Origin of the sequence: Bordetella sp. N (assembly GCF_001433395.1) — a bacterium.
In the GTDB taxonomy this organism is placed as follows: Bacteria; Pseudomonadota; Gammaproteobacteria; order Burkholderiales; family Burkholderiaceae_B; genus Bordetella_C.
In genome coordinates this window covers 6,522,465-6,543,914 of sequence record NZ_CP013111.1, presented here as the reverse complement: position 1 = coordinate 6,543,914, position 21,450 = coordinate 6,522,465, and the positions used below count along the sequence as shown (strand labels likewise).

The 21,450-nt window shown below is 66.8% G+C and carries 19 protein-coding genes; 12 read left to right on the top strand and 7 right to left on the bottom strand.

Annotated elements, in window-relative coordinates:
* Window positions 1-2: 2 nt before the first annotated feature.
* The 3 genes from ASB57_RS28260 to ASB57_RS28250 all read right to left on the bottom strand — a co-directional run bounded on the left by ASB57_RS28260 (window position 3) and on the right by ASB57_RS28250 (window position 3,227).
* Window positions 3-1,334, bottom strand: a complete 1,332-nt coding sequence (locus tag ASB57_RS28260; protein WP_057656521.1) for an RNA polymerase sigma factor — start codon at window positions 1,332-1,334, stop codon at window positions 3-5.
* A gap of 34 nt (window positions 1,335-1,368) precedes the next feature.
* On the bottom strand, window positions 1,369-1,725 hold the full coding sequence (locus ASB57_RS28255; protein WP_057655230.1) for a YciI family protein: 357 nt from the start codon (window positions 1,723-1,725) through the stop codon (window positions 1,369-1,371).
* A gap of 155 nt (window positions 1,726-1,880) precedes the next feature.
* Window positions 1,881-3,227 (bottom strand): methyl-accepting chemotaxis protein, encoded by a 1,347-nt coding sequence (locus ASB57_RS28250; protein ID WP_082621898.1) that lies wholly within the window; start codon window positions 3,225-3,227, stop codon window positions 1,881-1,883.
* Window positions 3,228-3,483: 256 nt separating this feature from the next.
* Between ASB57_RS28250 and ASB57_RS28245 the strand changes: the two genes are divergently transcribed.
* Window positions 3,484-3,885: a hypothetical protein gene (locus ASB57_RS28245; protein ID WP_156414296.1), complete on the top strand. Its 402-nt coding sequence runs from the start codon at window positions 3,484-3,486 to the stop codon at window positions 3,883-3,885.
* A 66-nt stretch (window positions 3,886-3,951) separates the two neighbouring features.
* Here ASB57_RS28245 and ASB57_RS28240 read toward each other — a convergent pair whose 3' ends face one another.
* Window positions 3,952-4,845 carry a LysR family transcriptional regulator gene (locus ASB57_RS28240; RefSeq protein WP_057655222.1) on the bottom strand — a complete coding sequence of 298 codons (894 nt, stop codon included), beginning with the start codon at window positions 4,843-4,845 and terminating at the stop codon, window positions 3,952-3,954.
* A gap of 170 nt (window positions 4,846-5,015) precedes the next feature.
* Here ASB57_RS28240 and wrbA point away from each other — a divergent pair, with 170 nt between their 5' ends.
* Window positions 5,016-5,615 carry an NAD(P)H:quinone oxidoreductase gene (gene wrbA / locus ASB57_RS28235; protein ID WP_057655221.1) on the top strand — a complete coding sequence of 200 codons (600 nt, stop codon included), beginning with the start codon at window positions 5,016-5,018 and terminating at the stop codon, window positions 5,613-5,615.
* Between the two features lie 136 nt (window positions 5,616-5,751).
* On the opposite strand, the gene ASB57_RS28230 is transcribed toward wrbA, so the two are convergent.
* Complete coding sequence (locus ASB57_RS28230; RefSeq protein ID WP_057655219.1) at window positions 5,752-6,636, bottom strand: ketopantoate reductase family protein; 885 nt, start codon at window positions 6,634-6,636, stop codon at window positions 5,752-5,754.
* Window positions 6,637-6,803: 167 nt separating this feature from the next.
* On the opposite strand from ASB57_RS28230, the gene ASB57_RS28225 reads away from it, so the two are divergent.
* From ASB57_RS28225 to ASB57_RS28180, 10 genes are all read left to right on the top strand, one after another.
* Window positions 6,804-8,129, top strand: coding sequence for a DUF445 domain-containing protein (locus ASB57_RS28225; protein ID WP_057655217.1), 1,326 nt, complete (start codon window positions 6,804-6,806; stop codon window positions 8,127-8,129).
* 133 nt (window positions 8,130-8,262) lie between these two features.
* Window positions 8,263-8,826, top strand: a complete 564-nt coding sequence (locus tag ASB57_RS28220; protein ID WP_197424874.1) for a LemA family protein — start codon at window positions 8,263-8,265, stop codon at window positions 8,824-8,826.
* A complete protein-coding gene (locus ASB57_RS28215; protein ID WP_057655215.1) occupies window positions 8,813-11,050 on the top strand; it encodes a DUF2207 domain-containing protein in 2,238 nt (745 codons plus the stop codon). Before ASB57_RS28220 ends, ASB57_RS28215 begins: the two co-directional genes overlap by 14 nt.
* 202 nt (window positions 11,051-11,252) lie before the next feature.
* Entirely contained in the window at window positions 11,253-12,179 is a 927-nt protein-coding gene (locus tag ASB57_RS28210) for a PhzF family phenazine biosynthesis protein (RefSeq protein ID WP_057655214.1), read from the top strand.
* An 80-nt stretch (window positions 12,180-12,259) separates the two neighbouring features.
* A complete protein-coding gene (locus tag ASB57_RS28205) occupies window positions 12,260-12,811 on the top strand; it encodes a sigma-70 family RNA polymerase sigma factor (RefSeq protein WP_231755279.1) in 552 nt (183 codons plus the stop codon).
* 48 nt (window positions 12,812-12,859) lie between these two features.
* Window positions 12,860-13,915 (top strand): DUF4880 domain-containing protein, encoded by a 1,056-nt coding sequence (locus ASB57_RS28200; protein WP_057655212.1) that lies wholly within the window; start codon window positions 12,860-12,862, stop codon window positions 13,913-13,915.
* A gap of 124 nt (window positions 13,916-14,039) precedes the next feature.
* Window positions 14,040-16,571 carry a TonB-dependent siderophore receptor gene (locus tag ASB57_RS28195; RefSeq protein WP_057655211.1) on the top strand — a complete coding sequence of 844 codons (2,532 nt, stop codon included), beginning with the start codon at window positions 14,040-14,042 and terminating at the stop codon, window positions 16,569-16,571.
* A 278-nt stretch (window positions 16,572-16,849) separates the two neighbouring features.
* Window positions 16,850-17,896 (top strand): alpha/beta hydrolase, encoded by a 1,047-nt coding sequence (locus ASB57_RS28190; protein WP_231755278.1) that lies wholly within the window; start codon window positions 16,850-16,852, stop codon window positions 17,894-17,896.
* 176 nt (window positions 17,897-18,072) lie between these two features.
* The gene (locus ASB57_RS28185) at window positions 18,073-18,582 is read left to right on the top strand and encodes a hypothetical protein (RefSeq protein ID WP_057655209.1); all 510 of its coding nucleotides are present in this window, start codon (window positions 18,073-18,075) and stop codon (window positions 18,580-18,582) included.
* Window positions 18,583-18,616: 34 nt separating this feature from the next.
* Complete coding sequence (locus ASB57_RS28180) at window positions 18,617-19,531, top strand: hypothetical protein (RefSeq protein ID WP_057655207.1); 915 nt, start codon at window positions 18,617-18,619, stop codon at window positions 19,529-19,531.
* 66 nt (window positions 19,532-19,597) lie between these two features.
* Here the strand turns inward: ASB57_RS28180 and ASB57_RS28175 are convergent, their stop codons facing one another.
* Window positions 19,598-20,680, bottom strand: coding sequence for a cupin domain-containing protein (locus ASB57_RS28175; protein WP_057655205.1), 1,083 nt, complete (start codon window positions 20,678-20,680; stop codon window positions 19,598-19,600).
* Window positions 20,664-21,449, bottom strand: a complete 786-nt coding sequence (locus ASB57_RS28170; RefSeq protein WP_057655203.1) for an ABC transporter permease — start codon at window positions 21,447-21,449, stop codon at window positions 20,664-20,666. The genes ASB57_RS28175 and ASB57_RS28170 overlap by 17 nt, the downstream gene beginning before the upstream one ends.
* Window position 21,450 lies beyond the last annotated feature (1 nt).

Below are 21,450 nucleotides of genomic sequence, written 5' to 3'. Positions count from 1 at the left end.
CACTAGATAGCGCAAGCGCGGGCCACCAGCTGCTCGCGTTCCCTCGCGTTATCCGTCAATGCGGCAGCTTGTTCGAAAGCCCGGCGCGCTTCGGCGCGCCGGTTCAGCTTCTGCAGCAGGTCGCCCCGCACCGCGTGCAGCCAGGGATAGTCGCACAAGGCCGCGGCCACCGCGTCCACTTCCCGCAAGGCCACGTCCGGTCCGTCGACCATGCCCAGCGCCACCGCGCGATTCAGCCGCAACACCGGCCCGGGCGCCACGCTACCCAGCACGTCATACCATCCAACGATGGCCGGCCAATCCGTATCCTCGGCTTGCCGCGCCCGCGCATGGCAGGCCGCCAGGGCCGCCTGGATGGCGTAGCACCCGAGCCCCGCGCGGGATGCGGGCAACGTGGCGGTCGCTGTTGACGCCGCCAGCGTCAGCGCGCGCTCCAGCGCCGCCAATCCGCGGTCGATGGCGGCACTGTCCCAACGGCCGCGATCCTGGTCCGCCAGCAGCACCATGCGGCCTTGCGCATCGACGCGTGCCGCCAACCTGGACGCCTGCAACTCCATCAAGGCCAGCAGGCCCACGGTTTCACTGTCGTCCGGCGTCAGGCGCATCAGCAGCCTTCCCACCCGCAAGGCTTCTTCGCACAAGGCTGGCCGCGCCCAGTCCTCGCCCGCGGTGGCGGCATAGCCTTCGTTGAAGATCAGGTAGATCACTTCCAGCACCGCGTCCAGCCGCTGTGCACGCTCCGCGGCATCCGGCACTTCGAAAGGCAGCTTGGCTTCCGCCAGATTGCGCTTGGCGCGCACGATGCGCTGCGCGATGGTGGCCTCCGACGCAAGAAAGGCGCGCGCGATTTCCGCCGTGCTCAGGCCGCCGACCAGGCGCAGGGTCAGGGTCACGCGAACGTCGCGCGACAAGGCCGGATGACAGGCCACGAACATAAGGCGCAGCACGTCGTCGCCGATGACATCCTGGCGCGCCGCATCCAGCGCCGCCACGAAGTCCGGCTCCACGCCGGCCCCCAGGGCATCCAGATCGGCGCCTATCTGCTCCTGCTTGCGGGCATGCAGCGCGTCCTGCCTCAGGCGGTCCAGCGCGCGATTCTTGGCGGTGGTCATCAGCCAGGCTCCCGGGTTGTCGGGAACGCCCTGGCGCGGCCAATGTTCCAAGGCCGCCACCAGCGCGTCCTGGGCCAGATCCTCGGCCAGGCTGACGTCGCGCACCACGCGCGCCACGCAGGCAATGACCTTGGCGGCCTCGTCGCGCCACACCGACTCGATGGCGGCGGCGGCCGGCAGGCGTTCATCGATACGACGATCCAGGTCCGCCTTTTTCGACATCGCAGGTTTGGTCAACGCCGCGGCCTGTGCGCGATCACTCATAACAAGGCGCGACTCGCCGCACCTCCACGGTGCACCATTGCGCGGCCGGGCACTCCTCGGCAATGCGCTGCGCTTCCTCCTGTGATTCGCAGTCCAGCAGGAAGAAGCCGCCGATCATTTCCTTGGCTTCGGTGAACGGCCCGTCGATCAGGCGGCTGCGGCCTTCGCGCACCTGCACGCGCACGCCTTCGGTATCGGTGGCCAGGGACTCGCAAGCCAGCAGCTTGCCGCGCGCCTGCAGGGCGCCGGCGAACTCGCCCATCTGGGCATAGGCGGCACGCCCCTGCTCCGGACTGCGGGCGGCGCGCTGGCCGGGGGGTTCGACTACGAGTAGCAGGTAACTGGCCATGGTGGTCTCCTGGATGCTCCGCCTGGGATGCGCGATACGACGCCGCGCGTTTCCCGCAGTCTAAACGCAACGGGCGACACTACAAATACATAGTGTCGCCCGTCATGACGGTCACAATGGGAGGGTACTTGAGCGCGGCCCCCGCGTCGTAAGACTTATCGATGCGCCAGCCGTGCCTGCCCGCCCTCACCGTTCATCTGCGTAAGGTCCTCCGTCACGCCACCGAGGGCGCTGGACTGGGTCAGCGACACGTCGACCACTTCGGCCATGATCTCCGTCACCCGGCGCGACGAGTCCACGATGTCGTCCATGGTGCTGCCGGCCGACTGCACCAGCGACGCACCTTTTTCGATCTGCTCTACCGATGTCGTGATCAGGTTCTTGATCTCCTTGGCCGCCGCCGCGCTGTTCTGCGCCAGACTGCGCACTTCCGCGGCCACCACGGCGAAGCCCTTGCCATGGCCGCCCGCGCGCGCCGCCTCCACCGCGGCGTTCAGCGCCAGGATATTGGTCTGGAACGCGATGCCGTCCATGACACCGATGATGTCCGCGATGCGGCGGGAGCTGTCGGAAATCGCGCCCATGGTGGACACCACGTCCTTGACGGTGCGGCCGCCCGCCTCGGCCACCTGACAGGCCGCCTGCGCCAGCTCATTGGCTTGCGCCGCGCGGCCCGCGTTTTCCGACAGGCCCTGCACGGCCACCCGCAACTTCTGCGCGGCAAGCACGCGGCGCGTGATGTCGGTGGCGTACTTCACCACTTTGAAGGGCCGTCCCTCGGCGTCGAAAATGGGGTTGTAGCTGGCCTCTATCCACACTTCACGGCCGCCCTTGCCCATGCGGCGGTATTGGCCCGAGTCATGGATGCCGCTGCCCAGACGGCGCCAGAACTCGGCATAAGACACCGTCTTGCGGTCCTCCGGGGGCATAAACATGGCGTGATGCCGGCCCAGGATTTCGGCTTCCTCGTAACCCATGGCGTTGAGGAATAATTGGTTGGCGCCCAGTATGGTGCCGTCAAGATCGAATTCGGCGATCGCCTGGACCTTGCTGATGGCGGCCAGTTGACCCGCGCTGTCATCGCTGCGGCGTTGCTCTCGCGTCACATCGGTGGCGTACTTGACCACCTTGATGGGCGTGCCGTCGGGCGCCAGAATGGGGTTGTAGCTGGCTTGCAGCCAGACCTCGCGGCCGTCGCGGCGAATGCGCCGATAGCGGCCACTGTCGTATTGGCCGGACGCCAGTTTCTGCCAGAAGTGCGCGTACTCGGGCGTATCGCGTTCCTCCGGATCGACGAACATGCAGTGATGCTGTCCGACGACTTCTTCTAACGTATAGCCGAAGGTTTCGAGAAACCTGTCGTTTGCCATCTGCACATAACCGTCCAGATCGAATTCGATCACGGCCTGCGTCTTGTTAATGGCGGCAACCTTACCTGCCAGATCAGCCTTGCTTACGCGACTATATCCAGCGGCAGGCCGCTTCCAAGCAAAAAGTCTCATCACGAATTTCCTCCCAAGCAGGTTGGGTCATGGAGCGGATAGACAGCAAGAAATGCTTAGTATTCCTGAATGCAAACCTTTGAATGCCTAAAGAAACAATCCGTCGCGACACGTAAGATAATCCTTTCGCCATCGAAATTGGTCAAGGGTTAAACGAGATTTTTTGCGTTAATTCGTGCAATTCCCAGGCTGCTCTTCTCCACCTGTGTGGAGTATTTTGTCGACTATATAAACAGTTACTCAGGAATCCGGACTCATGCATCCGTCCCCCACCCACTTCCGCCCACAACAACGAGGCGCAGGCCTGCTGCTGGGGTCGCTTCTAAGCTTGCTGTTGCTGGCTCAGGGCATGCCCGTGGCCAAGGCGCAGAACGTCGCGGCCTTGCGCACGCAATCCATCGCCAGGAACACGCAGCAGTGCCAGGCTCTGCTCAAGGACACGCCCAGGCTGGATCCCTACGCCCCCAAGGACACTGCCCAGCGTGTGACGTATTGCGATTGCGTGGCGCGCACCTACACCGCCGCCATGCCCGATACGCTGTTGATCGCGCTGGCCAGCGGCAAGATGCCGGACAAGCCGGGCGACGCGGCGGCGCGCGCCCGCGCGGCGGCCGTGCATCTGGATGCGGCGCGCCAGCAGTGTGTCGTCAAGAAGTGATGCGTCATCAGTCGTGCACGAGCTGTTGCACACGGTGATGAGCACGTGTGGGATGCACGCCGCGGCTCAGTCGCGCTGCTTGAGCTGATCGAGGAACCAGCGGCCCGCCGGTCCTGGCGGCGCTTCCTTGCGGTACACGCCATGCATGGGCAGGCGCCCCACCGACGGCGGCAGCCCCTGCAGATCCAGGCGCACCAGTTCGCCGCTGGCCAGGTCCGCCTGCACCATCGGCGCCGGCATATGCCCCCAGCCGAAACCGGCGCGCAGGAAGGCATGCTTGGCGCCGAGGTCGGCCAGGCGCCACACCGACGGCGACAGCACGCCGAAGGACTGGCCTTCGCTCAACGAAGAGCGGTCCGTCAGGATCAGCTGGACGTGCGGCTCCACATCGCTCACGCGAATGGGGCCCGGCATGGCGGCCAGCGGATGGCCCGGCGCCACCACGGTTACCAGGGGCACATCCAGCAGATATTCGGACTCCAGTCCGGCCGGTACCAGGGGAAACGTCCCCATGACCGCCAGCCGGCAGGTGCCGTCGATAACGGGTTTGACCACCGCGCCCAGCGCCTCCACGTACAGGCGCAAGGGGGTGTGGGGAAAGGCCTCGCGGAAGGAACCGACCGCGACGGTGAGGGTGGCCATGGGATACATCACGTCCACGCTTACCGACAGCTCCGGTTCCAGCCCTTCGGCGATGGCGCGCGCCCGCGACTTGAAGCCCTCCATGCCGCGCACCACGCCGCAGGCTTCGCCCAGCAAGGCGCTGCCGGCTTCCGTCAGGCGCGGATAGCGGCCGGAGCGGTCGAACAACTGCACGCCCAGCTGGCCCTCCAGATTGGCCAGCGTCTGGCTGACCACCGATTGGGCGCGCCGCAGCCGCCGTCCGGCGGCGGAAAAACTGCCTTCCTCGGCGGCTGCCAGGAAAGTCCGTAACTGATCGAGGGAGACACCGTCCAGCATCTATCGTTCCTTTCGATGGATTCCATCGAAATATATAGGCTTCTCCTGTAGGACGGATAGCCCTACGCTGGGAGTATTGTTTATTCAGACATCCGGATGTCGCGCTGTCGCGCGGCGTTCATCCCGTCTTACGGCGCTTAGCGCCACCCGATCGAAAGGAGTTCCCCGTCATGGCCAAGGTCCTCGTTCTGTACTACTCGTCTTACGGACACATTGAAAAGATGGCGGAAGCCATTGCGGAAGGTGCCCGTGGCGCTGGCGCGCAGGTCGACATCAAGCGAGTGCCGGAAACCGTGCCGGAAGAAATTGCCCGCGGCGCGCACTTCAAGCTGGACCAGGCCGCGCCGGTGGCCACCGTGGCCGAACTGGAAAACTACGACGCCATCATCGTCGGCACGGGCACGCGCTTCGGCCGCATGTCTTCGCAGATGGCTTCCTTCCTGGATCAGGCGGGTGGCCTGTGGATGCGCGGCGCGCTCAATGGCAAGGTCGGCGCGGCGTTCTCGTCGACAGCCTCGCAGCACGGCGGGCAGGAAACGACGCTGTTCTCCATCATCACCAACCTGCTGCATTTCGGCCTGACCATCGTCGGCCTGCCGTACAGCTTCCAGGGCCAGTTGACCCTGGACGAAGTGACCGGCGGTTCGCCTTATGGCGCGACCACCCTGTCCGGCGGCGACGGTTCGCGCCAGCCCAGCGCCAATGAGCTGGATGGCGCGCGCCACCAGGGCGCGCTGGTCGCGCAGACCGCCGCCAAGCTGTTTGGTTGAAGCCAAACATTAAGAACCCCAGCCATCGAGGACACGCGGATCTGGCTTTCCTGCCTATCGGGGACACCGCGGAGCTGGCTCTGCCAGTCCGCCGGTGTCGCCCCCTGGGGGGCCCGCGTAAGCGGGTACGGGGGGGCTATTTCCCTAGTAGCTTCACCAAGGTGTGCAGCACACGATTGACGGGCGTCGCGATGCCGTGGGCTTCCCCGCGGCGCGCGACGTAGCCGTTCAAATAGTCGATTTCGGTCGGCTTGCCCCGCATCAGGTCCTGTGCGGTCGACGAAAACTGCCCGGGCATGGACTTGGCGATCTGCTCGATCGCCACCCAGCTATCGCCGGGCACGGTGATGCCATCGGCCCGCGCCACCGCCAGGCACTCTTCCATTACCGCGCGCATGGAATCCAGCACGCCGACGCCGCGCACCAGTTCGCCATAAGGCAGCCGCGAGATCGCCGACATGGCGTTGTAGGCGCAATTCACCAGCAGCTTGGCCCACAAGGCCCCCATCACGTTGTCGGACACGCGGGTCGGCACCTTGGCCGCTTCCAGCACGGTCGCGATGCCCGCGCTGGCCGGCGTCTCGCCGATGACCAGTTCACCGCGTCCATGATGCTTCACATGGCCAGGTCCCGCCATCTCGGTGGCAACGTAGACCACCGCCGGCACCACGGTCTGCGGCAACACCGCGCGCAAACGCTCGGCGTTATCCACGCCGTTCTGCAGGCTCAGCACCACGGCGCCCGGCGCCAGATGCGGCAGCAAGGCCCGGCCCGCGGATTCCGTATCGGCCGACTTCACGCAGAACAGCACCAGCTCGGCGCCGCTCGCGCCATCAGCCTCCGTGGTGGCGTCGACGGAGATGTGCTCCTGGAAGGTCTGCGCTTCCAGATACAAGCCGTCCTGCCGCATGGCATCGACATGGCTGGCCCGGCCTATCAGGGTCACCGCGTGGCCGGCGCGCGCCAGCATGCCGCCGTAATAACACCCGACGGCGCCCGCGCCCATCACTGCTGTCTTCATGCTGATTTCTCCGACTGTCTCGTATGCATCCACGCCCGCGCGAACGCGGCATGGACCCGTTCTCGGTCACCCGGCATGATAGGCGACCGCGCCCGATATTAGAATGGACCGCTGCACTGGATGCGCCACGCTTGAAGAACCCGCGGCGTGCGCCATCGCCGCGTCCCATGGCACCATGCAGCCATCCGCAACACGCCACCCCAGGAGCCACATTGCCGATCGACCCACGCCGGGCGTCCCTGCGCCGTATGAAAAACCTGGCCCTGGCCTCGCTGGCCGTGACACTGGCCGGATTCGCATTGAGTATCGCGATGGGCGCGCAAGGCGCGTGGTCCTGGGTCCGCGCGTTCTGCGAGGCCGCCACCATCGGCGCGCTGGCCGACTGGTTCGCGGTGGTCGCGCTGTTCCGCCGCCCCCTGGGCCTGCCCATTCCGCACACCGCCATCATCCCCGCCAACAAGGCGCGTATCGCCGACAGCCTGGCGGTGTTCGTGCGGGATCACTTTCTCGATCCGACCACGCTGCTGGAGAAGATCCGCGTGTTCGATCCGGCCGAGCGGCTGGGCCAATGGCTGGCGGATCCGCGCCAGGCCCGCGTCGTAGCGGGGTCGGCCCGGACGTGGGCGGTGCACGCCCTGAACCTGCTGGACGAACAGGCCGTGCATGGCGCCATCCAGACCTTCGTGGTGCGCAAGCTGCGCGAATGGAACGCGGCCGCCACGCTGGGCGAAGTGCTCACCGTCCTCAGCCGCGACGGCCGCCATCATGTGCTGCTGGACGAGGCGCTGCAGCGTCTGGCTGCCTATCTGCATGATGAAGGCGTGCAGGAACGCGCGGCCGCCATGATGGTGAAGTACGCACGCAAGGAATGGCCGCGCATCGCCAAGGCCATCAATCTGGTGAAGTCGGTGGACGACATCGCCGACAGCCTGGCGGACCGTCTGGCGCGCGCCGTCCTCGACGAATTGCACGACGTGCTGGCGCAACCCGAGCATCCGCTGCGGCGCGACTACGAAGCGTGGGTGGGCGCCTATGTGCGCCGCCTGCGCGACGACCCCGACCTGCAGACCCGCGTCGACGAACTCAAGCAGCGCATCATCGACCACCCGCAATTGCAGGATTACGTGCGCGGCATCTGGCGCGAGGTGCATGACAGCCTCAAGCGCGACCTGTTCAACGAGGACTCCGTGCTGGCACGCCACCTGGAGCAGACCCTGATGTCGCTGGGCCGCAATCTGGGCCAGGACCCGGAACTGCGCAAGGCCATCAACCAGCATGTGCTGTCCGGCGCCGAGCGGCTGGCCTCCACCTTGCGCATCGGTGTCACCGACCACATCGCGCAGACGGTGAAGGGATGGGACGAGCGGCACCTGGTCGACGAGCTGGAAATGAGCATGGGCCGGGACCTGCAGTACATCCGCTTCAACGGGATGGTCGTGGGCGGCATCATCGGGCTGTTGCTGCACGCGGTCGTGCTGCTGGCGGCGCGCTGAAGGGCACAGGCAACGGCACATACAAAGGCATCCGAAGTAACAATCGGACACTTTACCGCCCCGCTTATCGTTTCTTCACGTAACTTCGATTGGTACCATCTGGCGGCCCGGGGAAAACAGAAGAGGAACCGCCATGTCCGCCGCCATGTGGACCATCATCGCTGTCGTCATCGTAGTGGTCGTGCTGCTTTACATCGTCGTCACGTATAACGCGCTGGTGCGTCTGCGCAATATGACCCGCGAGGCCTGGAGCGGCATCTCGGTGCAACTGCGCCGCCGCACGGACCTGATTCCCAACCTGGTGGAAACGGTCAAGGCCTACGCCACGCACGAAAAAAGCGTGTTCGAGGATATCGCCACGCACCGTGCCACCAGCATTGCCGCCGGCACCGTGCCGGACCAGGCCCGCGCCGAACGGGCGCTGGGCTCCGCGCTGGGACGCCTGATGGCGGTGGCCGAGGCCTATCCCGACCTGAAAGCGGACGCGAATTTCCGCAATCTGCAGGACAACCTCAGCGGTATCGAGGATCAGTTGCAGATGGCGCGCCGTTACTACAACGGCGCCGCGCGCGAACAGAACATCCGCGTCGAATCCTTCCCCGCCAATCTGGTGGCGCAAAGCTTCGGCTTCAAGCAGGAACCCTACTTCGAACTGGAAAATCCGGCCGACGCCGCGGTGCCTCATGTCTCATTCTGATGCTCCCCGCGGCGCGCGCCGCCTGCGTTTCACCCGCCACGCCCGCTCCCTGACCACGCCCGCCGCCGTGGAGACCCCACGCCGGCGCCGCCTGCTGCCCTGGCTGGAGCGGCGCGAAACCCCGGTGGACAACTCCCGCTCATCGGGTCGGCCCGACGCGCAACACGACAGCGCGCGCCGCAGCACGCCCATCTTCATCCGCACGGTGCTCGGCATACTCGCCACGGTGGTCGCCACCGTCATGGCCGCGCTGCTGCTGTCCACGCCCGCGTCCGCCCAGTTGTCCAGCCAGACTGGAGACCTGGTCACGCGCCAGTACACCGGCGAACTCATAGGCGTGTTCGACTCGACCATAGACGTGCAGCGCGACGGCGACCTGCTGGTGACCGAACGACTGCTGGTGAACGCGCAGGGCCAACAGATCAGGCGCGGCATCCTGCGCGACTTCCCCACGCTGTACCGGGCCAAGGATGGCCTGCGCGTGGAAGTGGGCTTCGAGGTCCTGGACGTCAAGCGCGACAACCGGCCCGAACCCTATGAGCTGGAGAAGCTGTCCAACGGCGTGCGTATCCGCATCGGCAGCGCTGACCGCATGCTGGCGCCGGGCGCCCACATCTTCGAGATCCGCTACCGCACCACCCGCCAGCTGGGCTTCTACGCCGACCACGACGAACTGTATTGGAACGTCACCGGGACGGGCTGGACCCTGCCTATCGTCAGCGCGATCGCCCGCGTGCATCTGCCGGACAATGCCGCCATCCTGCGCACCAACTTCTACACGGGTCCGCAGGGCGCGACCGACAAGAACGCGCGCGTGGTGGAAAGCAAGCCGGGTTCCGTCACCTTCGAGAACACCCGGCCGCTGGGCCGGGAAGAAGGACTGACCATCGCGGTGTCCTGGCCCAAGGGCATCGTGCAGCCTCCTCCGCTCTGGCTCGGCGTGTATTACCAGTTGCGCGACAACCTGGCGCTGCTGGTGGCCGTGGTCGGCTTCGTGCTCATGGTGGCCTACTACGTCGTGGCCTATGCCCGCACGCGCCGCAAGAGCCGGCCCAATATCGTGCCGCTGTATGAGCCGCCCGATGGCATCTCCGCACCCGGAGTGCGTTACCTGGCGCGCAAGGGCAATGACAGCAAGGCCTTCGTGATCGGCATCATCGAGTTGATCTCCCTGCGCGCCTTGCGCATCGAGCGCGACGAAAGCAGGCGCGGCTCGAACAAGGAGACGCGCTTCTTCCTGCTCGACCCCGATGAAGAAGGCAAGCGCGGCCTGGAACGCAGCACCTTGCTGCGCACGATGCTGCACAAGATGTTCGGCGAAACCAGGACTTTTTACCGCAGCCAGGCCGGCTCCACCCGCCTGCGCGATGCCAAGGTGACGCTTGAGAGTTCGCTGAACAGCCTCTATTCCCCCTACATCGCCGAAAACAACAAGCGCGCGCGGCGGGGCGTGTGGTGGTGGCTGCTTTACATCGTGGTGTGCATCGCGGCGCTGGCCGACCAAGGGGGCGGGGTCGGCGGCACCATCATGTCGCTGCCCTTCCTGGCGGTGGGCATGGTCACCCTGATCGCGGTGTACGCCAGTTTCCTCAACTCGGGCTTCCGTTGGTCGGTGCTGATCGGCTTCATCATATTCGGCCTGCCTTTTCTGTTGGGCGGCATCGGTGTGCTGGTGGTCGAGAACATAAACACGCCCTTGCGCGCCCTGTCCGTGGCCTTGCCGGCCTTGCTGCTGCCCGTGGTGGTGCGCGCCTTCCGCTTCCTGCGCGGCTACACCGAGGAAGGGCACGAGATCATGGACAGCCTCAACGGCTTCAAGCAGTACCTGACCCTGGCCGAACAGCCGCGTCTGGAAGCGCTGGGCACCGTCGACGAGAAGCTGCGCGTGTACGAGCGCTACCTGCCCTATGCCATGGCGCTGGATGTCGGCGACAAATGGGCGGCGGCCTTCGCGGGCCTGTCCGCCACGGTGGCCGGCCTGGCGGCGGTGCAGGCCATGCAAGGCATGTACGGCGGCTATGACTTCTACGACAACAACCCGGACCGTGCCTTGAGTGCCATCAGCGGCGACGTGGCGCCGCGGCCGGTGGTGGTGTCGTCGTCGAGCGGCTCGCCGGGTTCCAGCAGCAGCTGGTCGGGCAGCGACTCGTCGTCCAGCGGGGGATCGTCCGACAGCGGTTCGTCTGGGGACGGCGGTGGGGGTGGCGGCGGGTCGGGGTGGTGATAAGCAGCGGGCGTTGGGGGGGCGCGCTGCCGCAAGGCGCTGATCCGCGCACGCGGGAACGGCCATCTGTTATGCAGAAGAAGCCCTGAACTGTATCTGTCCCGATATTCAGTCCGGGCGCAACATGATCCGTTTTGTTTCTCGCTGAGTGCGGAGCGGCCCGGTACAGCGCGGCCCGCCGCCCTCAGGATCGGAGTCTTCCATGCTGCGCCGCTATGTCACCATCGATGTCTTCACCGACCGGCTTTTCGCCGGCAACCCGGTGGCCGTCGTGCTCGATGCGCAGGGCCTGTCGACACGACAGATGCAGGCCCTGGCCGTAGAGTTCGGGTATACCGAGACCACTTTCGTCCTGCCGCCTGCCGATCCCGCGCACACCGCGCAGGTCCGCATCTTCACGCCTGATCGCGAAATTCCGTTTGCCGGCCATCCCAACCTGGGCACGGCTTACGCGCTGGCCGACGACATGACGGCGCGGGGCATCCCGGTGCCGGACGTCTTCACGTTCGAGGAAATCGCCGGCAAGGTGAACATCGAGCTATGGCGGCAAGACGGCCGCGTGGTGGGCGCGGAACTGCGCGCGCCGGAAACGCTGTCGTGCCGCGCGCAGATTCGCGCGGCGCAGGCGGCCGCGTGCCTTTCCTTGAAAGAGTCGGACATCCGCATCGACAGCCATGCACCGCGGGTGGTGTCGGTGGGGCTGCCCTTTCTGGTGGTGCAGCTTGCGTCGCGCGATGCGCTGGCGCGGGTGCGGCCGGACCGCGCGGCGTATGCGCGGCTGCTGCCCCTGGATGGGGCGCATTCCGTCTATGCCTATGTTTTGGACGGGGCGCGCGGCGCACCTGATGTCCATGCCCGCATGTTCACCGGCCGCATGACGGAAGACCCCGCCACCGGCAGCGCCACCGCCGCCATGGCCTGCCTGCTGGCGCGCCTGCGCGGTTTGGAGGATCTGGACCTGCTGGTCGCGCAAGGCGACGACATGCGGCGCCCCAGCCGCCTGCACGCCCGCGCCCGGGCCCAGGACGGCGCCTGGCACGCCCACATAGGCGGCCACTGCGTTTCCGCCTTCACCGGCACCCTGCCGCTGGACGGTGAGATAGACCAGGCCCCGCTGGCGATGGCGTAACGCCGCTGGCGATGGCGCCAGCCGCCAACGTGCTTATAATTGAGGATCATTCTTATTCTCATCGAAGCCAGCAGCCCGTTTTGGAATCCGCCCATCCCACCCCCACCCCCGACGCCCTCCCCGGCGCCGGCCCCGCGGCCGTGGCGTCTCTGTACCGGGAACACCATGGCTGGCTCCTCGGCCTGCTGCGACGCAAACTGCATGGCCATCACGCCGACGCGCTTGACCTGGTGCAGGACACCTTCGAGCGCCTGCTGCGCCAGCCCCGCTGGATCTGCCCGGACCGCCCGCGCGGCTATTTGACGGCCATCGCCACCCGCCTGCTGATCGATCGCCATCGCCGCCGCGAACTGGAACAGGCCTATCTGCAAAGCCTGGCCCTGCAGCCGGAAGCCACCGCCCCCGCGCCTGAAGCCGTGCTGCAGGTGATCGAACAGCTGAGCCACGTGTGCCGCATTCTCGACCGCATGCCCACGCGGATGAACCGCGCCTTCCTGCTCGCGCGCATCGATGGCCTGCCCTACACGGACATCGCCCGCGAACTGAAGGTCAGCGTGAACGTGGTGCAGAAGGATCTGGTCCAGGCCTGGCAGCGGCTATATCTCGCTTTCGACGATGCCATCGATGGCTAAGCCGCCCCCTCACCGTCCAGCGGACCTCAGCCAGGCCAAGCAGCACTCATGACCGCAGCAAGCAATTCGAGCCTCAAAAGCGGCCCAAACTCGAGCCCCAACGCCAGCCCCGGCAGCCGCCGCGTCATCGCCGAAGCCGCCGAATGGCTGGTGCGCCTGCAGGCGGGCGTCGACACGGACACCCGCGCCGCCTGGCAGCGCTGGCATGACGCCGCGCCGGAGCACGCCGCGGTATGGCAACGCTACACGGAGCTGCAGCAACGGGTCCCCGGCCTGATGCACGGCGCTGGCTCACGGGAAAGCGGCAATGGCGACATCGTCGCCGCCCAGGCCTTGAAAGCCGTCGCCAGCCGGCGCGGACGCCGCCAGGCGCTCAAGCTGCTGTGCGGCGGCGCCGTGGCCGCGACCACGGGCAGCGTGGCATGGCGTTATGCCGGCGACCAGGGCTGGCTGGCGCAGACGCGCACGGCAGTGGGCGAGCAACGCACCCTGACCCTGGCCGATGGCACGCGCCTGATGCTGAACACCCGCAGCGCCATCGACATTCAAGAGAACCGCCGCCCGGGCGCCGATGCCGCCCGCATCGAGGTCATGCTGCATGCCGGCGAGATGCTCGTCGACAACCGCCAAGGCGGCGACGGCGCGGGTCTGCGCCTGCGCACGCGGCACGGCTACGTCGATCCCTACAGCGCCCGCCTGCTGCTGCGCCAGTTGCCGGAATGTTCCCCGCCCGAAACCCTGGCCGCCGTGCAGGAAGGCAGCGCGCTGCTGGTGGCCGGCGGCCATACCGATGCCACCCTGCAGGCCGGCGAAGCGCGCCGCTTCGACACCGGTGGGTTCCAGCCGGTGCAGGCGTGGCGCGAACGCGACCTGGCCTGGACCCAGGGCGTGCTGATCGCCGACGACATGCGGCTGGACGATCTGCTGCGGCATCTGGCGCGTTACCGCCATGGCTTCCTGGATTGCGACGACGCCGTGGCGGCACGCCGCGTCACGGGCACCTTCCGCATCCACGATACGGACCGGGTGCTGGAAGCGCTGGCCCATCACCTGGGTCTGCGGCTGCGCTATCGGACGCGCTACTGGGCCATGTTGGAAGCCTAGGTCCACGCCCGATTCAGCCCCTTCATTTGAAACCAGTTGCAACATCCAGGCAGATTGCCGCCGGACCTTCGTCATGACCGGATGTAGGCCTGCATCACAGGCTCAATCCCCAACGAAGACCGCCATGTTCTCCAATCCCGTTACCCGCTGGCCCGCCGCGCGCCAGCGTCCTCTTGCTGCTGCTCTGACGCTGGCCCTCAGCGGTGTCATCGGCATGCCGGCCGCCTTGCTGGCCACTGATGCCGCCGCCCAGACCGCGGTGCAAAACGAGCAGCCTGGCCAGGCCGCCAATACGGCCGGGGCAGGGGCCAGTGCCGGTGCCCAGGCTGTGCGCATCCAGATGCCCGCCTTGCCCTTGCGGGAAGCGCTGCTGCGCTTTGGCCAGCAAGCCGGCGTCACGATCATCGCGGCGCCGGAACTGACCGAGAACCGCCAGGCCTCCGCGGTGGATGGGCAATACGCGGTCGAAGAAGGTCTGGCCCGCCTGCTCGCCGGCAGCGGCCTGCGCGCGCGTCACAATCCCAACGGCGAAGGCTATCGCCTGGAACCCCTGCCGCCCTCGGCCGGCAGCGTGTCCACCCTGCCCTCGGTGGCCGTGTCGGGCGACGGCATGCGCGATATCGGCACCTTGTCCCTGGACAGCCAGACCGCCACCAAGACCAACACGTCCATCCTGGAAACGCCACAATCGATCTCGGTGGTGAACCGCGAGATGATGGACATGCTGGGCGCCACCAACACCGCCGACGCCCTGCGCTACAGCGCGGGCGTGAACATCGGCGGGTACGGCGTCGACAGCCGCGTCGATGAAATCTCCGTGCGCGGTTTCCGCACCGGCAGCTTCGCCAACAACAACTATCTGGACGGCCTGCGCCCGCCGGGCAGCAGCAGCGGCGCCACCGCGTCGGCCACCCAGTTCGACGGCTATGGCCTGGAGCGGGTCGAAGTGCTGCGGGGGCCGTCGTCCGTGCTGTACGGACAGATCGCGCCGGGCGGCCTGATCAACTCGGTCAGCAAGCACCCCACCGATTACGCGCGCGGCGAAGTCGGCGTGTCCACCGACAACAACGGCCTGGCGCGCTTCAACGGCGACGTCAGCGGTCCGCTGGATAAGGAAGGCAAATGGCTGTATCGCGTGGTGGGCACGGCTTATCACAGCAATACGCAGGTCGACCACGTCGACGTCAACCGGGTGATGATCGCTCCCAGCCTGACGTGGCGCCCGTCATGGCAGACCACCGTGACCCTGCTGGCCAGCTACCAGCAGGATCGTGGCGGCAGCACCTATCAATTCCTGCCCGCGCATGGCACGTACTACAGCACCCAGTACGGTCATTTCGGCTCCAACCGTTTCCTGGGCGAGCCCGGCTTCAATCGCTATGACCGCACCCAGTCGTCGATCGGCTACGAGTTCAGCCACGCCTTCAACGACAGCGTGAAGTTCAACCAGAAACTGCGCTATATGCGGGTCGACACCGACAATCGCGGCGTGAACCGCTCGGGCGACCTGCAGGCGGACGGCCGCACCTTGCTGCGCACGGCGTCTGCCAACGAGATCCGCTCCGAAGGCTTCACGGTCGACAACAACGTCCAGTACGACTTCGACCTGGGCCCGGTGCGCAACACGTTGCTGACGGGCGCGGACTATCGGACGCAGACCATCCGCGTGGCGTCGGCCAGCGGCAAGGCCAGCTCGCTGGACGTATTCAATCCCGTCTACGGCAGCCCGGTGACCCTGGGCAGCATGACGCCGTCGCGCCGCGCCGACAGCAACCAGACCGGCGTGTACATGCAGGATCAATTGCGCTGGGACCGGTGGACCGCCACCTTCGGCATGCGCCACGACTGGTCGGAGGACAACTCGCTGGTGCGCAGCACGGGGGTCAAGACCGGCTATAACGACGACGCCAACACGTGGCGCGCGGGCCTGGTCTATCTGTTCGACAGCGGTTTCGCGCCCTATGTCAGCTATGCGACGTCCTTCGAGCCCAACAACGGGGTCGGCTATGCCGGCACGCCGTTCAAGCCCACCGAAGGCAAGCAGGTCGAGGCCGGCCTCAAGTTCCAGGCGCCCGGCAGCCGCAGCATGGTGACCTTGTCGGCTTATGAGATCCGCCAGCAGAACATCACCACGCCGGATCCCGATCCCACCCATCTGTGCGATGGCAGCCAGTGCAGCGTGCAGACCGGTGAAGCGCGCGTTCGCGGGCTGGAGCTGGAAGGCAATCTGGCGTTGACGGACCGGTTGACGTTGATCGCGTCGGGCACCTTGATGAACAGCGAAGTCACCAAGAGCAACAGCACGGACAAGGGCAACCAGTTGCCGCGCGTGCCCAAGCGCACGGTCAATCTGTGGCTGGACTATCGCCTGCCCAATTCGATCGCGCCTGGACTGAGCATCGGTGCGGGGGTGCGTCACACCAGCGGCTTGTTTGGCGACACGGCCAACCAATATCACATGGCCGCGGTGAACTTGTGGGATGCGGCGATTCGCTACGACCTGGGCGAAGTGAGCCCGTCGCTGAAGGGCCTGCGCTTTTCCTTGAACGCCACCAATCTGGCGGACAAGGAATATCTGGCGAGTTGCTCGGGGGTGGCGAGCTGCTACTACGGCGCGCGCCGGTCCGTGACGGCGAATTTGAATTACGCCTGGTAGGAAGAAGTGCCCCTGCCAAGGGGGAGCGTTGTGTATGGCCCCCAGGGGGCCATACACGCTTGGAAGGGGGCTGTGGGACCTGGTAAGGGGCGACGTTTGCCCTGACAGGGGCGATGTTGGATCTGGCGAGCGGCTATGTGTGCACTGGCAACAGGCGATGCAGCCCTGCCTCTCGCGCAGGCTCCGCTGCAAACCAATGTGTGGCGCCCTCTGGCGCCACACACCCCCTTTAGATGCGTGGCGCCGAAGGCGCCACGCGACCTGAAATGGAGTGATGCATGAACCGGATAGCAAGCGTGGCGATGATGATCGCACTGGCATTTTCGAGGGCCGCGACGGCGGCTACGGCGGCGACGGCGGCCGCGCCGGCGGCACCGCCAGCCGCCCCGCCGCCCGCGCAGGGCCAGGGCGCCCCGGCGCAAAACGGCATCAGCCGTGGCATGGAACCCGTCGGCCCGACGGTGGCCGACCGGGAATCGGCCTACTACCGGTTCGAGAAGCACCGTCTGGATTCCGCCGACGGCAAGCGTCACTACCGTATCGAAATCGCCATTCCCAAGACACCCGCACCGGCCGGCGGCTATACCGCCCTCTACATGCTGGACGGCAACGCGGCGATGGCCACCCTGACCGATGCCGACCTGCAGGCCATGAGCGGCGCCCAGCCGCCGGTGCTGGTGGCGATCGGCTACGACGTCAACACCCGCAATGACGTGGTGTCGCGCGCCTACGATTACACGCCACCCGTGCGCGACGCCCAGGGCAAGCTGGTGCCGGCGCCGCAAGAACGCGGCCGCGAAGGCGGCGGCGCCGACGTGTTCCTGGACTTCATCAACCAGCAGGTACGTCCGCTGGCGCGAACCCGGGCCGCGCTCGATCCCAAGCGGGAGATGCTGTGGGGCCACTCCTACGGCGGCCTGTTCACCCTGCATGTCCTGTTCACGCAACCGCGCAGCTTCACCACCTACATCGCCGGCGATCCCTCGGCCTGGTGGCATGAAGGCGCCCTGGTCAGGGAATGGCGCGCCTTCGACCCCGCGCGGGCGAGCGGACTGCGCGTCGCCATCCTCGCGGGGACCAAGCCTCGCGCGGACGGCCGGACCAATCCCAATATGCCGCCCGCCGGCAAGGACGGAAAGGACGGCAAAGACATGAAAGGCCCCGATCCCCGCGCCGTCGTGGCGGAAATGGCGGACAAGCTGCGCGCCGCGTCCGCCGACGCCACGTACGAAACTTTCCCCCAGTTCGGCCACGGGGAGATGATCCGCGCGTCGCTGGCCCGGGCGCTGCAGATCGCCTCCGGCGCGTCGTCCATCCAGCCCTGACAGCCAAGGCCCCGTCAATCCGACGGCGGCCTGCCCAAGCGGCAGGCGCCACGCCACAGTGGCGCCCGCGGATAACCATCTGTACCAACCGGGCCCGCGGCGCGCTAGGACACCCTTTACCGGTGTACGCTAGACGTCTCTCTGCCGCTTGACAGGCGGCGCTTTGGAGTGCCGCCATGACCACCTCTGCCATTCCCCTGACCCTCCAGCGCGTGGGCGCGCTGGCCCTGCTGGCCGCGCTCGCCGGCTGCGCCAATCCGGACAGCGCCAAGCCCGGCACGCCGCTGACCGAAATGGAAAAGCAATACGGCGCGCCCAGCTCCCAATGCCCGGCGCCGGACGGCGGCCAGCGCGTGATCTGGTCCCAGCAGCCGGAAGGCAGCTATGCCTGGGCCGCCGACATCGACAGCAGCGGTCGCGTGGTCCGCGTAGGCCAGATCCTGCGGCCGGATTTCTTCGCCAGCATCCAGCCCGGCTGGACCCCGGACCAGGTTCGCTGCGTGTTCGGACCGCCGGCCAAAGTGCGCCGCGCCGGACTGGGCGAAATGAACGAGGTCGTCTGGACCTATCGCTATATCGAGGCCCAACACTGGCACATGAACTTCTACGTTTACATGGGCGCACAGGGCAATGCCGTAACGCATTACCATTCGGGTCCGGACGATCGCTACCAACGTAGCGAATAATTCACTCACCGCGTCGCTCACAACGGATATGGAAATGCCTCACCCCAATGCCCCGGTTTCTGGCTCGCGCTCTGCCCGTTTCCTGTTTGCCACCAGCGCCCTGACGCTGCTGCTGGCCACGTCTGGCGGCAACGTCGCGATGGCAGCCGATAACACGGTCCACCAAGGGGGTGCCCACGCGGCCGGCCAGGCTGGCGGCAAGGCGGCGAACACGCCCGCCCAACCGGGCAACGCCATTCCCATGGCCCAGGCGCCAGGTCTGGCCCGCTACCTGGACGACGTCTACGGCCATGCCTACGACGCGAAGCGCGCCTGCTGGCCTACGCGCGTCGAGGATACCGATACCTGCATGAAGGTGGACAGCTTGCGCCGCGTCCAGGCGGGTGGCGAGGATCGCTATTACGCCGTGTTGACGGGGTCACCGCCGCCCGAGGAAACCGGCCACGTGACACCCGGCTTCGTCAGCGCTTTCGTGCTGCGCGTCACGGACGGCGCACCGCAGCCCCTGGCCGTGCTCAAGAGCAGCGCCGAGGGCAGCTTCGGCAATCCGCCGGAGAACTGGCGGCTGGCCGCGGTGGGGCCGGGCGGGTATCTGGGCTGGATCAATTCCACCGGCTATACCGCGCAGGGCTACACGGTGTCGCAGTATCTGATCCTGGCCCCCTACGGCAACAGCATCAGCAACCTGGCGCATGGGGTCGACGAGGGCTATTCCAACGATGGCGCTTGCGACGAGCAGGACACCGCCTGCAAGATCGCGATCCTCGACACGAAGCTCGATATCGACGACAGCGATCCGAACGTGCGGGTCTATCCCTTGAAGATCACGGTGACGTCCCGCATGGGCAAGCAGACGGCAAAGGATGTCGTGTACACCTTGCCCTTCGACATGAAGAAATGGGGCTGGGCACCGCCGGCCGACTGGCCGTTCAAGGACCTGGACCGCTGACGCGAAAGCCGCTCCCCGACCAGTAACGCACGAGGATGCGGCTCAAGCCGTCATATCTGGGCGGCGTCAGCCGCCCAGAAACTCAAACCCCATGGTGCGGGCTTCGTAATACAGCCCGCCGTCCTGGACGATGAGGAAATCGGCGCGGCGCGGGCCCTCGTTGTGATGGGAATGCGGCGCGCCGGCCGGGGTGACCAGGGTTGCCCAATCGGACCAGGCGCACGTCTCGCCATCGACGCGCGAATGGCAATCGGCGCCGGCGACGATCAGTGTCAGGGCCGCGGAGTTATGCCGATGCGGCGACTGCGCGCAGCCTGGCGGCAAGGTGTTCAAGGACAAGGTCAGCGCCGGCATCAGATTGCGCCGGGCCTGCATGGCCTCGCTGGAGAACACCACGGCCAGCCCCGACGTTCCGGCATCGGGCACGCTGCGATGTATCCGTTCGATTTCCGCCGCGATGTCGCCGGCCTTGAAATGCACCGCAGCATCATCCGGGCGGGCCGAACGCAAGCCGTGATACGCCAGCAAGGGTTCGTCCGTGACCAGCCACAAGACCGCAGCATCCGGGCCGTCTGCGTGCAGCATTGACGCGCCGGCCGGCAGGTAGAAGACATCGCCGCGGGACCACGCCAGAGCAGATTCCTCCGCGACACCGGCGTCGGCACCGGCTCCTGCACCAGCTCCTGCACCAGCTCCTGCACCGGCTCCTGCACCTGCGCCTGCGCCTGCTCCGGCTCCGGCTCCTGCGCCTGCACCATACACCCGCCCCTTACCCGCGATCACGTACCAGATCGATCCACTGGCCGCGAAGTCCGCGGCCAGGCGCGCGCCCGGCGCGATACGGGCATAGCGCGCCAGCATGAAAGGCGTGGTCGCCGGCCAGGGACAACCCAGTCGTGCCGACTGATCGCACAAGAAATACCCCGTGACCGCTCCTTCGGGACCGAGTGCCGCGGCAGCCGGTGCGGTGAAGATATGCGCCGGCACCGGATCCAGATGGATATTGAAGGCATTGGCGGAATTGAAATAACGCGCCCGCGCCTCCGCCGCATTCCCCGGCGCCGCCGCAAGGCCCGCGGGCAAGGCGGCCATTCCGCCAGCGCGGCCCGCGACCTGCTCACCGCCTTTCTCGTCAGCGCCAGAACACATAGCGCTTCTCCAACAGACTTACCGCGCCAAAGAACAGCAGGCTGATCCCCGACGCCACGAAGATGGCCGCCCACACCTGGACGAAATCGATCTGCAGCACGGCCTGGAAGATGGTCCAACCCAAGCCGCCGGTGGCGCCCAGCATCTCGGTGACGATGGCCACGATCATGGCGCGCACCGTCGATACCCGCATGCCCGCGGCCGTCAGCGGAATCGCCGCCGGCAGGCGCAGACGCCAGAGGATGGCCGCACGGTCGGCGCCGAAGCTGCGCATCAGGTCCACGGCCCGGGGGTCGACCCGGTCCAGCCCTGAGAGCGCATGCAGGAATACGGTGAAGCCGACCGCCAGCGCCACCATGACGATCTTGCTTTCCGGCCCCATGCCGAACCACAGCAGGATCAGGGGCGCATACGCCACCACGGGCACCGAGTTCAGCGCGGTGGCGACGGGCAGCACGCTGCGCCGCACGGCCGGCAGCATGGTCAGGACCACCGCCAGCAGCAGCCCCGCCAGCGATCCGATACCGAATCCGACCACGGCTTCCATCACCGTCATGCCGGCCGCCTTGAGCAGCAGCGCGTGCTGGTCGACGATGGTCTGGATGATGCGGGTGACGCTGGGCAGCACATAGGTCGGCAGGTCCAGGCCGCGTGCCGCGGCTTCCCACAGCACGAACACGCCCAGCAGGCCAAGCCCCGCGCGCCGCGCGGCGCGCGACGGCAGGGGCAATGAGGCCGAAGACGAAGACGAAGGCGCGGACAAGGTCATT

Coding starts and splice junctions, on each gene's coding strand:
- ASB57_RS28260 (WP_057656521.1), bottom strand. CDS start 1,334: ATGTCGAAAAAGGCGGACCTGGATCGTCGTATCGATGAACGCCTGCCG.
- ASB57_RS28255 (WP_057655230.1), bottom strand. CDS start 1,725: ATGGCCAGTTACCTGCTACTCGTAGTCGAACCCCCCGGCCAGCGCGCC.
- ASB57_RS28250 (WP_082621898.1), bottom strand. CDS start 3,227: ATGAGACTTTTTGCTTGGAAGCGGCCTGCCGCTGGATATAGTCGCGTA.
- ASB57_RS28245 (WP_156414296.1), top strand. CDS start 3,484: ATGCATCCGTCCCCCACCCACTTCCGCCCACAACAACGAGGCGCAGGC.
- ASB57_RS28240 (WP_057655222.1), bottom strand. CDS start 4,845: ATGCTGGACGGTGTCTCCCTCGATCAGTTACGGACTTTCCTGGCAGCC.
- wrbA (WP_057655221.1), top strand. CDS start 5,016: ATGGCCAAGGTCCTCGTTCTGTACTACTCGTCTTACGGACACATTGAA.
- ASB57_RS28230 (WP_057655219.1), bottom strand. CDS start 6,636: ATGAAGACAGCAGTGATGGGCGCGGGCGCCGTCGGGTGTTATTACGGC.
- ASB57_RS28225 (WP_057655217.1), top strand. CDS start 6,804: ATGGCACCATGCAGCCATCCGCAACACGCCACCCCAGGAGCCACATTG.
- ASB57_RS28220 (WP_197424874.1), top strand. CDS start 8,263: ATGTCCGCCGCCATGTGGACCATCATCGCTGTCGTCATCGTAGTGGTC.
- ASB57_RS28215 (WP_057655215.1), top strand. CDS start 8,813: ATGTCTCATTCTGATGCTCCCCGCGGCGCGCGCCGCCTGCGTTTCACC.
- ASB57_RS28210 (WP_057655214.1), top strand. CDS start 11,253: ATGCTGCGCCGCTATGTCACCATCGATGTCTTCACCGACCGGCTTTTC.
- ASB57_RS28200 (WP_057655212.1), top strand. CDS start 12,860: ATGACCGCAGCAAGCAATTCGAGCCTCAAAAGCGGCCCAAACTCGAGC.
- ASB57_RS28195 (WP_057655211.1), top strand. CDS start 14,040: ATGTTCTCCAATCCCGTTACCCGCTGGCCCGCCGCGCGCCAGCGTCCT.
- ASB57_RS28190 (WP_231755278.1), top strand. CDS start 16,850: ATGAACCGGATAGCAAGCGTGGCGATGATGATCGCACTGGCATTTTCG.
- ASB57_RS28185 (WP_057655209.1), top strand. CDS start 18,073: ATGACCACCTCTGCCATTCCCCTGACCCTCCAGCGCGTGGGCGCGCTG.
- ASB57_RS28180 (WP_057655207.1), top strand. CDS start 18,617: ATGCCTCACCCCAATGCCCCGGTTTCTGGCTCGCGCTCTGCCCGTTTC.
- ASB57_RS28175 (WP_057655205.1), bottom strand. CDS start 20,680: ATGTGTTCTGGCGCTGACGAGAAAGGCGGTGAGCAGGTCGCGGGCCGC.
- ASB57_RS28170 (WP_057655203.1), bottom strand. CDS start 21,449: ATGACCTTGTCCGCGCCTTCGTCTTCGTCTTCGGCCTCATTGCCCCTG.